General features: G+C 52.0%; 10 protein-coding genes. 8 read left to right on the forward strand and 2 right to left on the reverse strand.

Translation table 11 applies throughout. The features are described from left to right. Positions 1–183: 183 nt before the first annotated feature. Together TH63_RS18370 and TH63_RS18380 are read right to left on the reverse strand one after the other, a co-directional pair. Positions 184–744: a hypothetical protein gene (locus TH63_RS18370; protein ID WP_048922235.1), complete on the reverse strand. Its 561-nt coding sequence runs from the start codon at positions 742–744 to the stop codon at positions 184–186. 559 nt (positions 745–1303) lie between these two features. Further along, positions 1304–1852, reverse strand: a complete 549-nt coding sequence (locus TH63_RS18380; RefSeq protein WP_048922237.1) for a hypothetical protein — start codon at positions 1850–1852, stop codon at positions 1304–1306. Positions 1853–2289: 437 nt separating this feature from the next. Here TH63_RS18380 and TH63_RS18385 point away from each other — a divergent pair, with 437 nt between their 5' ends. From TH63_RS18385 to TH63_RS18425, 8 genes are all read left to right on the forward strand, one after another. Next, positions 2290–2808, forward strand: coding sequence for a hypothetical protein (locus TH63_RS18385; protein ID WP_048922238.1), 519 nt, complete (start codon positions 2290–2292; stop codon positions 2806–2808). A 152-nt stretch (positions 2809–2960) separates the two neighbouring features. Next, a complete protein-coding gene (locus tag TH63_RS18390) occupies positions 2961–3992 on the forward strand; it encodes a DUF3667 domain-containing protein (protein ID WP_048922239.1) in 1032 nt (343 codons plus the stop codon). Positions 3993–4078: 86 nt separating this feature from the next. Next, on the forward strand, positions 4079–4783 hold the full coding sequence (locus TH63_RS18395) for a head GIN domain-containing protein (protein WP_197088597.1): 705 nt from the start codon (positions 4079–4081) through the stop codon (positions 4781–4783). 337 nt (positions 4784–5120) lie between these two features. Next, positions 5121–7856 carry a S8/S53 family peptidase gene (locus TH63_RS18400; RefSeq protein WP_048922241.1) on the forward strand — a complete coding sequence of 912 codons (2736 nt, stop codon included), beginning with the start codon at positions 5121–5123 and terminating at the stop codon, positions 7854–7856. 261 nt (positions 7857–8117) lie between these two features. After that, complete coding sequence (locus TH63_RS18410; RefSeq protein ID WP_048922243.1) at positions 8118–9761, forward strand: TldD/PmbA family protein; 1644 nt, start codon at positions 8118–8120, stop codon at positions 9759–9761. Positions 9762–9826: 65 nt separating this feature from the next. Then, positions 9827–11143: a TldD/PmbA family protein gene (locus tag TH63_RS18415; protein WP_048922244.1), complete on the forward strand. Its 1317-nt coding sequence runs from the start codon at positions 9827–9829 to the stop codon at positions 11141–11143. A gap of 234 nt (positions 11144–11377) precedes the next feature. Further along, the gene (locus tag TH63_RS18420) at positions 11378–11998 is read left to right on the forward strand and encodes a DUF4159 domain-containing protein (RefSeq protein WP_048922245.1); all 621 of its coding nucleotides are present in this window, start codon (positions 11378–11380) and stop codon (positions 11996–11998) included. Positions 11999–12110: 112 nt separating this feature from the next. Continuing rightward, positions 12111–13106, forward strand: a complete 996-nt coding sequence (locus TH63_RS18425) for an AAA family ATPase (RefSeq protein ID WP_048922246.1) — start codon at positions 12111–12113, stop codon at positions 13104–13106. Positions 13107–13262: the final 156 nt, after the last annotated feature.

Here is a 13262-nt window from a genome sequence, read left to right on the forward strand (position 1 = left end):
AGCAGGGCCCGCGTTCTATTTCGCGGGCCCTGCTGTTTTTAAGGCGTTTTGCTGGAAACGTTTACATCTGGATGAATCTTATAAGTTCCTGCACATACCCACCCCCGAAACTGGCTTTGGTCATGAAGCCTCCCAGGTGGTTGCCGTGGAGTGTCAGTACATTGGCAATACGGGCTTTTGTTCTTACTTCTGGTTAGTAGCAAGGGTTTGATGGAGGGCAGATACTAATTCAAAAATTTCAGGGTGTGATTCCCTGGTAGGGGAATGGGAGTAAAAGACATAAGAACCGCCTTCAGAATCTGCTATGGTTATATGATAGGTTGTCCCGTCCAGAACTATTCTAGTGCCCTTGCTCTCTGTGGCCTGCTTCTTTCGCTCTTTCCGGTTCTGAAAAAACCTATCTGCTGTTTTAAGAAACGGATGCCCTTTTTGAAGTTGTATGGTGTCTACTTCATACACTGCCGTCTTCTCCAGAAGAGAGAACAATTCGTCTTGATTTTTTTTGGCGTTCCTCTTCATTATTTCAACTACCCTTAGGCTGTCTTCCCCCTTTAGCGGGAGTGTTTCTTTCTTCTGGGTTTTGATAATCAGCAGATTCTGGTTCCTGCTTCTCCATAGTTCCAGTTCTTTGTACTCGCCCTTTACAGATGTTCTTTCCTTGACTGATAGTTTATAAGTCATTGGTTCTTGGGAGAACAAAGGCCAGATAGAAAGGAGGGAAAGAATAGTGATGATTATCTTCATGAGGTTTCTATTATAGCTAATGGTTAGGCTAAAAGGTGGCTGAAGGCCGTCGGCCGATGCTGGTTTAGGTGCTGTTACTTGTCTGTAATTTTAATCTTCCAATTAGCCTTACCCAGCTCCAAGCCAAAAGACCAATGCAAATGATTGCCAGAGTTATTCCTGGCTCTATAATGAAGTTCTTTAGCGTGTCCAAAAGGTTATCTGCAATAACAGTCTCTACTGTTAACCCCATCAGAAGAACATCAGCCAGAATGGTCAGTATTGCTGTCAAAGTATTTTTCTTTGCCATCCTCAAACCTGCTGACAAGAGCAGGCAAACAAATATTAAGGTGTTTAGCCTTTCTATACTTTCGGTAATTCGTCCTCCATGCAGGTTAAGGCTTAAGAATGCTACTAGAGCGATATAAATAGCAGCTAAACCGAAAAGGACTTCAAAAGCGATATGTTTTATTTTCTTTTCGATTTCCTTATTTTCTATTGCAGATAACGGCCTCGTATAAAAAACGTGCTAGGCCGTCGGCCGTAGCATGATTTTTATACAATGTTGGCAAAAGTTTTTTTATTCTGTTTTTAGAGCGAGTTCATTACCCCCGCTTAGAATCTCTGCTTTATTTTCATGAGCCCATTTTAGGGTTGTTGCACCAACATACTCTGAATATGTGTATTCACCTAGCTGATGTTTGTATCTCTTTAAATTACGTCTCACTTTTTTGATGATATTGTCGGCCCATTCTATAAATTCATGATTCTTGTTGACCCACTCCGCATCTACATAAGCACCTGGCTGGAACCATAATCTTCCTCTCCTTATTATGGTGTCGGTAAAGTAACACCTGCTGTATTGAATAACAGGAGAATGCAGGGAATCCAGATACCAGTAATTTTGGGTTGGTAAAAATTTAAATTGAATGTCTTCCAGGTCTTCTTTCCGAGCAAGATAGATGCTTAGGTCTTCAGATTCATTTTGACGTAGGCTGTCTTTCATAATTGATACTTTCCCATCTAAAGACTTAGAGTTCAAGAATACAAGGTTGTCCCAAGAAACCAGCAAATTATTGAAGTCGGTTTGGTCTTCCTGATTTAAGAAGAAGTTTACTTGTCTTCCCAAATTGATTTATGTTTTAAATTTTTGCCAACTACTGGATAAACGGAACACCTACGTTTATCCGCACTATGTACGGAGGTAATCCTGACTCTCTGCACTATCCTTTTTAAAGAAGCAGGCGCAGCCAGTTCCTCTATCAAGATAACACCTTTTTACGGCAAGGCAATAAAGGCGGTGCAATTAGCTTAAAAACCGCCTTAGAGTGGCAGCGGGCAGGAATTATAGGGCAGAAAGACCGATAATAAAGAAGAGGTGTGGGCGGGCGCATCTGCCTTAGCCGCATTTATAAGCGCGTATATCCGGATTTATCGGGTTATAAAAGCGGCTTAGCCTAATTGGCGGCTCTACGCTTCAAGCCTGTTTTCCTGAAAACACCCCCAAAACACCGTTGCTCTCCAAATCTCTAAATCCGTACCTTAGCGGCTTCTACAGTTACACCTATGAGCGAGCATATTTTTCCGGAGCTGCAGCACCTGCTGGAGTTGCCCTTGACCAAAACCACCCGGTTGGGGCAGGTACAGTTTTTCCACTTCGGGCGGGCGCACGTGACCAACGCCAATGGCCTTATCCTGGACGTGGGCGCCTGGACCCTGGAGGTAGCCTGCCACTGGCAACTGGAAACCGCCGGCGCGGTGGCCATTAAATTTACCGACGCGGAAATTGCCCGTGATGCCCAAACCCTGGCCGACCCGGCCTTTGACCCGAAGGTGCCCGGGAGCAACCTGAGAGACAGAAAATTGCAGGAACTGGTGCGGGGGCAGGAGGCCCCGCTGCGCGTGGTACAGGTATCGGCCTCGCCGGCCGGCGACCTCATGATCACCATGCAAGGCAAGCACCTGCTGCGTATTCAGCCGGAGCAGGGCGTGCTGGAAAATACCGGGTACTTCTGGCGCCTCTTCTCCAATACCACCGCCGGGCAAAGCATTAGTTTTGGACCCAACGGCGTGGAACGGACGTAAGCAGAGAACGTCTGTTTTGAGGCCGTTTTCTGAAAAACAGGCCCAAAACAGACGTTGCCCGGAACCGCGAGGGCACCGCCTTTTCTTTGGCACTTGCCCAGGATTAAAGTATCTTGCCCTTCCTATATATAGAAAGAACATAGTAAGGCGCCATGGCCAAGCATCTCAGGAAATACCCGGTCTGTACCAATTGTGATTACGTCTTCACCAAGGAGCAGCCAGACAACTTCTGCCCTAATTGCGGGCAGGAAAACCATGACCTCAACGTGCCCTTCAAGCACGTGGCCCTGGAACTGCTGGAAGGCATTTTTCACTATGACAGCAAGTTCTGGATCACCCTCAAATACCTGCTTTTCTACCCGGGCAAGCTCACCAATGAGTTTCATAGGGGCCGCCGCATGGGCTACGTGCCACCCATCAGGCTCTACGTGTTCATCTCCTTCATTTTCTTCTTCCTGCTCTCGTTGCGCGCGGGGCACATGAAGGGCGGCGAGCAAACCCTTAGGTCAGATTTGCAGGTTATGCCGTCTGGGACGCTAGATAGCCTGGAAGTGTTTTCTGACGTGCCCGGGGCCCGAGATTCCCTCAGGAAAAAGCTGCAGGAACGGAACATCAATCCAGACAGCCTTCTGGTGGCCAACTCCAAAAAGGAGGAAGCCCAACTGTCTAAACTGGACAGTATTCCACCAAATGCCTCAAAGGGCAAGCTGGATTCCGTTTTAACCGATTACGGCTTTTCCAACCACAACTGGATTACCCGCGGCGCCCTCCAGAAAGCCGCCGACTTCCAGCGACTTTCTAAAAACGAACTGGCCCTTAAAGGGCTCAAGTATCTCTCAATAATGATGTTTGTGCTCATGCCGGTGTTCGCGCTGCTGCTCAAACTGGTCTACCTGCGGGCCCGGCGGTATTACATGGAGCACCTGATCTTCAGCATTCACCTGCACTGCTTCTACTTCATGCTGTACATTCTGTACATGCTCAGCTTGTACCTGTTCACTTCTTATGACTTGTTCGGTTGGGCTACCTTGCTGGGGCTTCTCTACCTTTTCTTTGGATTAAAGCGGGTGTTCAGGCGCAGCTACCTGCGCACGTTCCTCAATATGACCGTGGTGTTGTTTCTCTATATGATTACCGGGTTCATTACGCTGCTGCTGGGCTTGGTGGTAAGTCTGGCGGTTTAATTTGAGGGCGCGGGTGGTGGCTAAGCAACCTTTGGCAAGTTTCTGCATCTATGAAAGAAATAACCGGCTATAAATTCACTGCAACCATGAAAAAGACATTCTCTACCCTTTTCCTGCTTCTGGCCTTTGTGGGCTTTATTTCTCAGGCCCGCGCACAAGCCGTAGAGGGCAACGGCAAGTTCAAAACCGAAACCCGCGCCGTTTCCACTTTCACCAGCCTTGTCATCAGCGGGGGCTTTGAGGTGGAACTCACCCAGGGCACCCAAGAAAGCCTGAAACTGGAGGCCGAAGAAAACGTGCTTCCGCTCATTGAATCTACCGTCCAGAACGGCACCCTCACCATTAAAATTAAGAAAGGCCTGAAGAGTGCCAAGCGCCTGAAAGCCTACGTGACCGTGCGGGACCTTAAAAAGCTTCAGTTGGCCGGCGGTATTAAGTTATACACCACCAATACTATTACCGGCTCTGCCTTGGCCCTGGAGTTTGCCGGTGGCATTAACGCCGTAATGGCCCTAAAGGTAAAAGACCTCACCGCCGACTTTGCGGGTGGCACCAAGGTGACCTTTAGCGGCACTGCCGATAAAGTAACCCTGGATCTGGCCGGCGCCACTAACCTGAAAGCCCTGGAGCTTAAAACCAATTACCTCACCCTGGATGCCGCTGGGGCCAGCAGCGCCCAGGTAAACGTGGCCAAAGAACTCACCGTTGACGCTGCCGGCATTGTCACGGTAGACTACAAGGGCTCACCCAAAGTGCACCACAGCGGCATGGGTAAAGTAAGGCCTATCTAATTCTTTTTGAGTGGACAAGTGCGGGAGCCCCCGGCAGATTTCTCTGCCGGGGGCTTTTCGCTTTCAGGGATTTTGCTCCAGGATTTTCTGGCGCTTTTCTTCTAAAATCAAGTCGGTTCCCCGTGGAGATTCACTTTATAAATTTTATCAAAAACCTTTATTAGTAAAATCCTATTAAAAATAACTTAAAGCAAGCAAAAGAAGATACGTAAATATTTCTTCAAATGCATGTGATTTATTCCAGCTTAACATAAAACCAAACGCCATATGTTCTCCGTAGATGCAGCATTGCCTAACAAACAACCACACCTAATGTTTAACTCTTACCCCAAACTGTATGAGAAAAATTTTATCTCTGATGGTCCTGTGCCTTTTGGTCACGGGGCAGCTCCTGGCGCAAGCCCTGATTGATTCCAAACTCAAGACGGCCCTTCTTGACCGCTTAACCCCCGTGCAGGTGGTAGTCACTTTTAAAGGAACCTCCGCTCCTTCGGTCTTAGATGTGGCCGCCCTCACCCAAGCCGGCATTACCAGAGGCCTAACCCTTCGGGCGCTGCCCATGGCCGGCGTTATCGCGCTGCCCGCCCAGATTGAGGCACTCGCGAACAATCCCCGGGTACTGTCTCTGTACCTGAATGAATCCCTTAACTATGAGAATGACGGCGCCACCGCCCTTACCGGCGTGAACAAAGTGCGCAATGAAGCAGGCTTTACCGCCAAGAACGGCGGTTTCCCGGTTTCAGGGCAGGGCATAGGCGTTCTGGTGAATGACAGCGGCGTAGACGGAACGCACCCAGACCTGCAGCTAGGCAAAAACCTGAAGCAGAACGTTACGTCCGCCACCAACCTGAATTCCGTTTCCGGCATCCTGCCCTACACCCCCATAGAAAACATTCCTAACACAGATGCCACCGGCGGGCACGGTACCCACGTGGCTGGTATTGTAGGCGGCACCGGCCAAGCCTCTTCCGGCAAATACACCGGGGTCGCCCCTGGCGCCGGCCTGGTAGGCTACGGTTCTGGCGCGGCGCTTCTGCTCCTGGACGTACTCTCTGGGTTTGACTACGCGCTCATCAACCAGGCACAGTACAATATCAGGGTCATCACCAACTCCTTCGGCAACACCAGTGACACCGGCACAGACGTGGACCCGGCAGACCCTATCACCATTGCCACCAAGCGTTGCGTTGACAGAAACATAGTGGTGGTATTCTCGGCGGGTAACTCCGGGCCGGGCTCTGGTACCATCACCGGAAAGTATAAAAAAGCGCCCTGGATCATCACCGTAGCCGCCGGCGATAAGCAGGGTCGCCTGGCCAGCTTCTCTTCGCGGGGCATCAAGAACCGCGGCGGTTCCTTCACTCTGGATGGCCAAACCTACACCTGGCAAGACCGCCCTACCGTGACCTCGCCAGGCGTGGACATTATCTCCACCCGCGTGATTGCCCCCGTTTCCTCCTTATCTGCCGACAAAGACGCCACCACCCTTGAGCCTGCCTATTTGCCGTTCTATACCCACATGAGCGGTACTTCTATGGCGGCCCCGCACATTGCCGGTATTGTGGCCCTGATCCTGGACGCCAACCCTAGCCTGAGTGTAGCCCAGGTGAAGGAGATTCTGCAGCAAACCGCCACCAACATGCCAGACCGCGAGTCCTGGGAAGTAGGCGCCGGCTACGTGAACGCCTATGCGGCTGTAGACAGAGCCTTCAGAACATCTGCCATCTATGGCTCTACCCTTAACCTGAACCGTACCTTCAACAGCAATGTGAACTCGGTAGACGTGGCCGAGAATTTCACCATCAACTTCAACCCGGCCACCACGGCCACCAATGAGTATAAATTCACGGTGGCTTCTGGCACCACCGGCATTGAGGCCAAAATAAAGGCTGCCGGTGTGGCCGGCGAAACCGGAAACCCGGTGAGCCTGGCGCTTATCTCACCAAGCGGCGTGCAAACCAGAGGCGGCATTCCAGTACTTTTTGCTACCAGCTATGACCGAGGCGTGGCCGTAGCGTCACCGGAGCCCGGCACCTGGACCGTGCGGATTGCCGGCCTGAACGGCGTGGCCTTCCCAGAGGAAATCAAAGGCGTGGTGAACATGATGACCGCTGCCGGAACTACTGGTTTGGGAGACATCGCCGGTCACCCCGCTGAGGCTTCCATCAAGATGGCCGTGAAAGCCCGTCTAGCCGATGGCCTGACCGGAGGCGGCTATAAGCCAGATGAACTGCTCAAGCGCATTGACATGGCAGATTACCTGATGATGGGCGAAGGCATTCGTCAGTTCCTGCCAATTGACGGTTCCTTTACCTTGACAGATGTAAAAGAAAGAAACCTGCTGGCTGAGTCTATCGTGGCCAAAGGTGCTGCCCTGCGTGATATCAACCATGTGTATAGCGGCATCATGCTGCCCGTGGCGCCAGGCAAGTTCTCGCCAAGCGGGAAAGTGAGCCGGGCAGACATTGCCTATTCCTTGGTACAGGCCCTGGGTTTGCAGAAATATGCTCTGGAGCGCAATGGCCAAACACCTACGGTAGAAGTAGACGGCACTACATACCCTATTGAAGACGCTGCTACCATTCCGGCCGGTCTGGAAGGCTACGTGAGCGTGGCCCTGGAACTGAACCTGATCAACGCCTACTACAGCGTGACCCAAGGCCCGTATGACCTGCAGCCTACTTTGCACGCCACCTTTAAGCCGCTGCAAGACGTAACCCGCGCAGACTTTGCCGTGATCATTACCCGCACGCATGCCCAATGGAACGCTGCTACCCAGCCTGCGGCTACCAGCACTTCTGCCGCCGTGGCTTCCAGTGAGCGCGTGACTAGCTACCCTAACCCATTCTCGGGCAAAACCACCATTAGGTACGTTGTGGCCCAGGATGGTCCGGTGCAGATTGGGGTATATGATGTGCTGGGCAACAAGGTGAAGTCTCTGGTGTCTGAAACCAAGAAGTCTGGCACCTATACCGTAGACTTTGATGGTTCTGCCTTGCCGGTGGGTACCTATATCTACCGCGTAGAGGCCGGAGACAAAGTGTTCACTAACCGTATGATTCTGGCCAAGTAAGCCTTTCATTATTTCAGTCTTTCCTATTTAAAAGGAGCCACCCGTTGCGGGTGGCTCCTTTTTTTGTGTGCCAGGCAAGGCGGGAACTAAAAGCCGTTTTAAGGCCATTTTTCTGAAAATAGTCCCAAAACGCCTGAATAGCTGCTAATAGTAGCGTGGTGGCGCTAATTTTAAAGACGGCTTTCTTGCTTTCCTGCCAAACAACCGGTAAACTTAGAGTTACAAACCACACATTTTTTTCCTCCCTTAACAGACAAACACTTGAAAAGACGTGATTTTATAGGACTGACCGCTATGGGCGTAGGAGGACTGATGTTCGCCAATATCCCAACGTTCGGTCATGAGATTGACCCGGCCCGCGCCCTGGAGCCCGCGGACGTGGCCTTACACAAACGCTTGGCCAACGTGGCCCTCAACGCCGCAAAAGCCAAAGGTGCCACCTACACAGACGTACGCATAGGTCGTTACCTTTCCCAAAACCTGTTCACCCGTGAGAAGCAGGTGCAGGGCATTAGCACCACAGAGTCTTATGGCGTGGGCGTGCGCGTGATTGCCAATGATACCTGGGGCTTTGCCGCCACCTCAGACGTGAGTGACAAAGGCATTGCCAAAGCCGCCGAACAGGCCGTGGCCATTGCCAAAGCCAACTCTAAACTGCAGAAAGAGCCGGTAAAACTGGCCCCGCAGCAAGGCTACGGCGAAGTGACCTGGAAAACGCCTATCAAGCAGAACGCCTTCGGGGTGCCGGTTTCTGAGAAAGCCGACCTGCTGCTGGCTGCCAACGCCGCCGCGCTGGCCAACGGCGCTAACTTCGTGAACTCGGCGCTGTTCCAGATCAACGAGCAGAAATACTTTGCCTCTACAGACGGGTCTTACATTGACCAGGACATTCATAGAATCTGGCCCAACTTTACGGTAACCGCCGTAGACAAGGCATCTGGCAAGTTCAAAACCCGTGATGCGCTGAGCGCGCCCATGGGAATGGGTTACGAGTACCTCACAGTGAAGGCGCCTACCATGAAAGGCCCCGAAGGCACCGGTCTTATTGGCTATGACAAGTACTATGATATAGTGGCAGACGCTGGTCTGGCCGCCAAACAAGCCCGCGAAAAACTGACAGCCAAGTCTGTTTTAGCTGGTAAATATGACCTGGTGCTGGACCCCAACCACTTGGGCTTAACCATACACGAAAGTGTGGGTCACCCGCTGGAACTGGACCGTGTATTAGGCTATGAGGCCAACTACGCCGGTACATCCTTCGCCACCCTGGACAAATGGAAAACCAAGAACTTCCCGTACGGCAGCAAACTGGTGAACATCTTCGCTGATAAAGTGCAGGAAGGTTCTCTGGGCGCCGTGGGCTATGATGATGAAGGCGTGAAAACCAAGCGCTGGGACCTGATCAAAGACGGTATTCTGGTAAACTACCAGGCCACCCGCGACCAGGTGCACATCCTGGGCGAGAAAGAGTCGCACGGCTGCTCTTACGCCGACAACTGGAGCTCGGTGCAGTTCCAGCGCATGCCTAACGTGTCACTGGCGCCTGGCAAGCAGAAACTGAGCGTAGACGAGATGATCAAAGACGTGAAACGCGGTATCTACATTGCCGGACGCGGTTCTTATTCCATTGACCAGCAACGCTACAACTTCCAGTTTGGCGGGCAGTTGTTCTATGAGATCAAAGACGGCAAGATTGTAGGACCCTTGGAAGATGTGGCCTACCAGAGCAACACCCAGGAATTCTGGAACTCCTGCGCCGCCGTCTGTGACGAAAGCGACTACCGCATGTTCGGGAGTTTCTTTGACGGCAAAGGCCAGCCCAGCCAGGTAAGCGCCGTGTCGCACGGTTCTGCGCACACCCGTTTTAACGGCGTCAATGTCATCAATACTGGTCGTAAGATTTAATTAAACTAAGGGGCAAGCCCAGATGGAAGTCTTGTGCCTTGCTACCTGATACGTGATACTAACAAATGGCAATACTAAGTAAAGACCAGGCCCAGGCGCTCCTCAAAAAAGCCCTGAGCTATTCAAAAGCCGATGAGTGTGAGGTAAACCTCAACGGTTATAAAGGCGGCAACATCCGCTACGCCCGCAGCACGGTAAGCACCAGCGGCGAGGAAGAAAACATGTCGCTGAGCGTAGAATCCCGCTTTGGCAAACGTTCTGGCGTGGCCACCATCAATGAGTTTGACGATGCCTCGCTGGAGAAAGTAGTGCGCCGCGCCGAAGAGGTGGCCCGCATTGCCCCCGAAAGCCCGGAGTACGTGCCTATGCTGGGACCGCAGACGTATCTGCCCAGCAACGCGTGGTTCAAAAGCACGGCAGACATCAACCCAGAGTACCGCGCTGAGGCCGCCCGCAAGAGCATGGCCCTGGCCGACAGCAAGAAGTTGACTTCGGCTGGTTTCTGGGAAGACCGTAGTGGGTTCAGCGCTAAGATGAACTCCAAAGGTCTGTTCGCCTACAACCAAAGCTCCAACGTAGATTTCTCCGTGACCATGCGTACCGAGGACGGCACCGGCTCTGGTTACGTGACCCGTGACGTGAGTGACGTAAGCAAACTGGACACCGCTGCCGCCTCGGCTATTGCCGCTCAGAAAGCCATAGGCTCTATGAACGCCAAGGCCATTGAGCCTGGCAAGTACACCGTAATTCTGGAGCCAACCGCCGCCGTGGATTTGTTGCAGAACATGTTCGGAAACATGGACGCCCGTTCTGCCGAGGAAGGTCGTTCGTTCCTGAGCAAGACCGGCGGGGCTACCAAACTGGGCGAGAAGATGTTCGATTCCCGCGTGACCATCACCTCAGACCCAACCAACCCAGAAATCCCTACCTCTACCTGGGCCGGCGACGGTCGTCCGCACGAAAAGGTGACCTGGATTGACAAAGGCGTTATTAAGCAGATGCCGTACTCGCGTTTCTGGGCGCAGAAAAAAGGCGTGAAAGGCCTTCCTATGCCGGGCGGCTTCATCATGGCCGGCGGTACCCAGAGCCTGGAAGACCTCATCAAAGGCACCCAGAAAGGCATCTTGGTAACGCGTTTATGGTACATACGTGCCGTTGACCCGCAGACCCTGCTCTACACCGGCCTCACCCGCGACGGAACCTTCTACATTGAGAACGGAAAGATCAAGCACCCGGTCAAGAACTTCCGCTTCAACGAGAGCCCAGTGATCATGCTCAATAACCTGGAAGCCCTGGGCAAGCCGCAACGCATTGGCGGCAACCTGGTGCCACCAATGAAGATCAGAGACTTTACCTTCACCAGCTTGTCAGACGCGGTGTAAATCCTTGCCCCAAACCCCTCTCCCTTTGGAGAGGGGCTTTTTTGTTTTCGGGCTGTTTTCTGGGAAACAGGCTCAAAACGCAGGGTTGGTTCTTCTTCGCTTTATCTTTTTCTCTTTTGTCATCCTGAAAGGACCTTTTGGGCGAACAGTAGTAGCATTTACTATAACGCCTATCTAGTTGGCCCTCAAGGTTCTTTCAGAATGACAATTTAGTAATGTAGGAACTTCACCAAAATGCCTACCCCTTTCACCTTCGTACGCTTACAATACCGCTCCGGCAACTGGGATACCGACCAGCGTATGCCGTCTAACCTGCTCAATTCCTTGGTAGAGTACACCACCGTGCCCGTGGTAGAGCAGGAGAAGGTCATCTCTCTGGAAAGCGCGGAGTTGTTCCGGTATCCGTTCTGCTATCTGAGCGGGCACAAGCTGGTGCAGTTCAACGCCAAGGAGAAGGCCAATTTTGTGAAGTATGTGCAGAACGGAGGCTTCGTGTTTGTGGACGATTGCAACCATGACATTGACGGCCTGTTTGCGCGGTCCTTTGAGGAACAGATGCGCGTCTGCTTCGGCCCGAAGGCTCTGAAGAAACTCCCCAATACCCACCCGCTGTACAAATCCTTTTTCAAATTTGAGGAAGGCCCGCCCACTACCTCTTTTGAGCTCAATGGCTGGGGCGATGACCTGGTGCACGACTACCTCAAAGCCTATGAAGTGAACGGCCGCATTGGCGTGCTCTACAGCAACAAAGACTACGGCTGCGAGTGGGACTATGACTTCCGGAACAAGCGCTGGCTGGCGGAGGATAACACCAAGTTTGGCGTGAATATTCTCATGTATGCCCTGACCAGTTAAAGGGAATTTCCGTTTTAAGCCCATTTTCTTGAAAACAGGCCCAAAACGGAAAGATTATTCCAACAACAATCATTTACTTACTACACACAAATTACCTAAGCTTTACCCTCCCTTGACTGCACAAGAAGTAAACCAGCTTTTAGATAAACTCCCTGTCCTTCGGCAGGAAATTGGGAAGATCATTGTAGGCCAGCAAGAGGTGCTGGATGAGGTGCTCATCACGCTTCTAGCCGGCGGACACGGCCTGCTGGAAGGCGTACCGGGATTGGCCAAAACCTTGTTGGTCCGCACGCTGGCCAGCGCCGTTGATTTGCCTTTCCGGCGTATTCAATTCACGCCAGACTTGATGCCCACCGATATTTTGGGTACCGAGGTGCTGGAAGAGGACCACACCACCGGCAAGCGCTTTTTCCAGTTCAATGAAGGCCCCATCTTCGCGAGTATTGTACTGGCAGATGAGATTAACCGGACCCCGCCTAAAACGCAGGCGGCGCTCTTGGAGGCTATGCAGGAATTTGAGGTGACCTACGCGGGTAAAACCTATCCGCTGCCTCGGCCTTTCTTTTTACTAGCCACCCAAAACCCCATTGAGCAAAGCGGCACCTACCCGTTGCCCGAAGCGCAACTAGACCGTTTCCTGCTCTACATTAAAATACAGTACCCCACGGAGCTGGAGGAAATTTCCGTTCTGAAAAGCACCACCGGCGGTGCCCGCGAGAAGGTACAGCCTATCTTATCTGGGCCGGAGATTCTGACGCTGCAAAGCCTGGTGCGGGAAGTCTCCATTTCAGATGAATTGGTGGCCTATGTGGCGCGCCTGGTCCGTGCTACCCGACCAGAGGATACCCAGGTGCCGTTTGTGCAGGACTTTGTGCGCTGGGGCGCCGGTCCGCGCGCTGGCCAAGCACTCATCCTCACCGCCAAAGCCCGTGCCTTATTGCAAGGCCGCTTTGCCGTGACTTTGCCAGATTTGCACACCATGGCGTATCCCGTGCTTCGGCATAGAATCCTCGTGAATTTCTCTGCCGAGGCTGATAATATTACCACAGATAAAGTGGTAGAGGAACTGGTGAAAGGTGTGGAGTTGCCAAGGGAGGTATTGCGGTAGTCATTTCAATGAGCGATACCGCCAACCAAGCGCAGACTCTCCCCTTGAGGGGAGAGTCTGCGTTTAATAACCTGATTGCATATTTGCAAAGGATAGTGTTACTAATGGTGTTTTTTGAATTCGAATAAAATCATTTACAATACCTTCAAAAGTGGG

Source organism: Rufibacter radiotolerans, assembly GCF_001078055.1.
Taxonomy (GTDB): domain Bacteria; phylum Bacteroidota; class Bacteroidia; order Cytophagales; family Hymenobacteraceae; genus Nibribacter; species Nibribacter radiotolerans.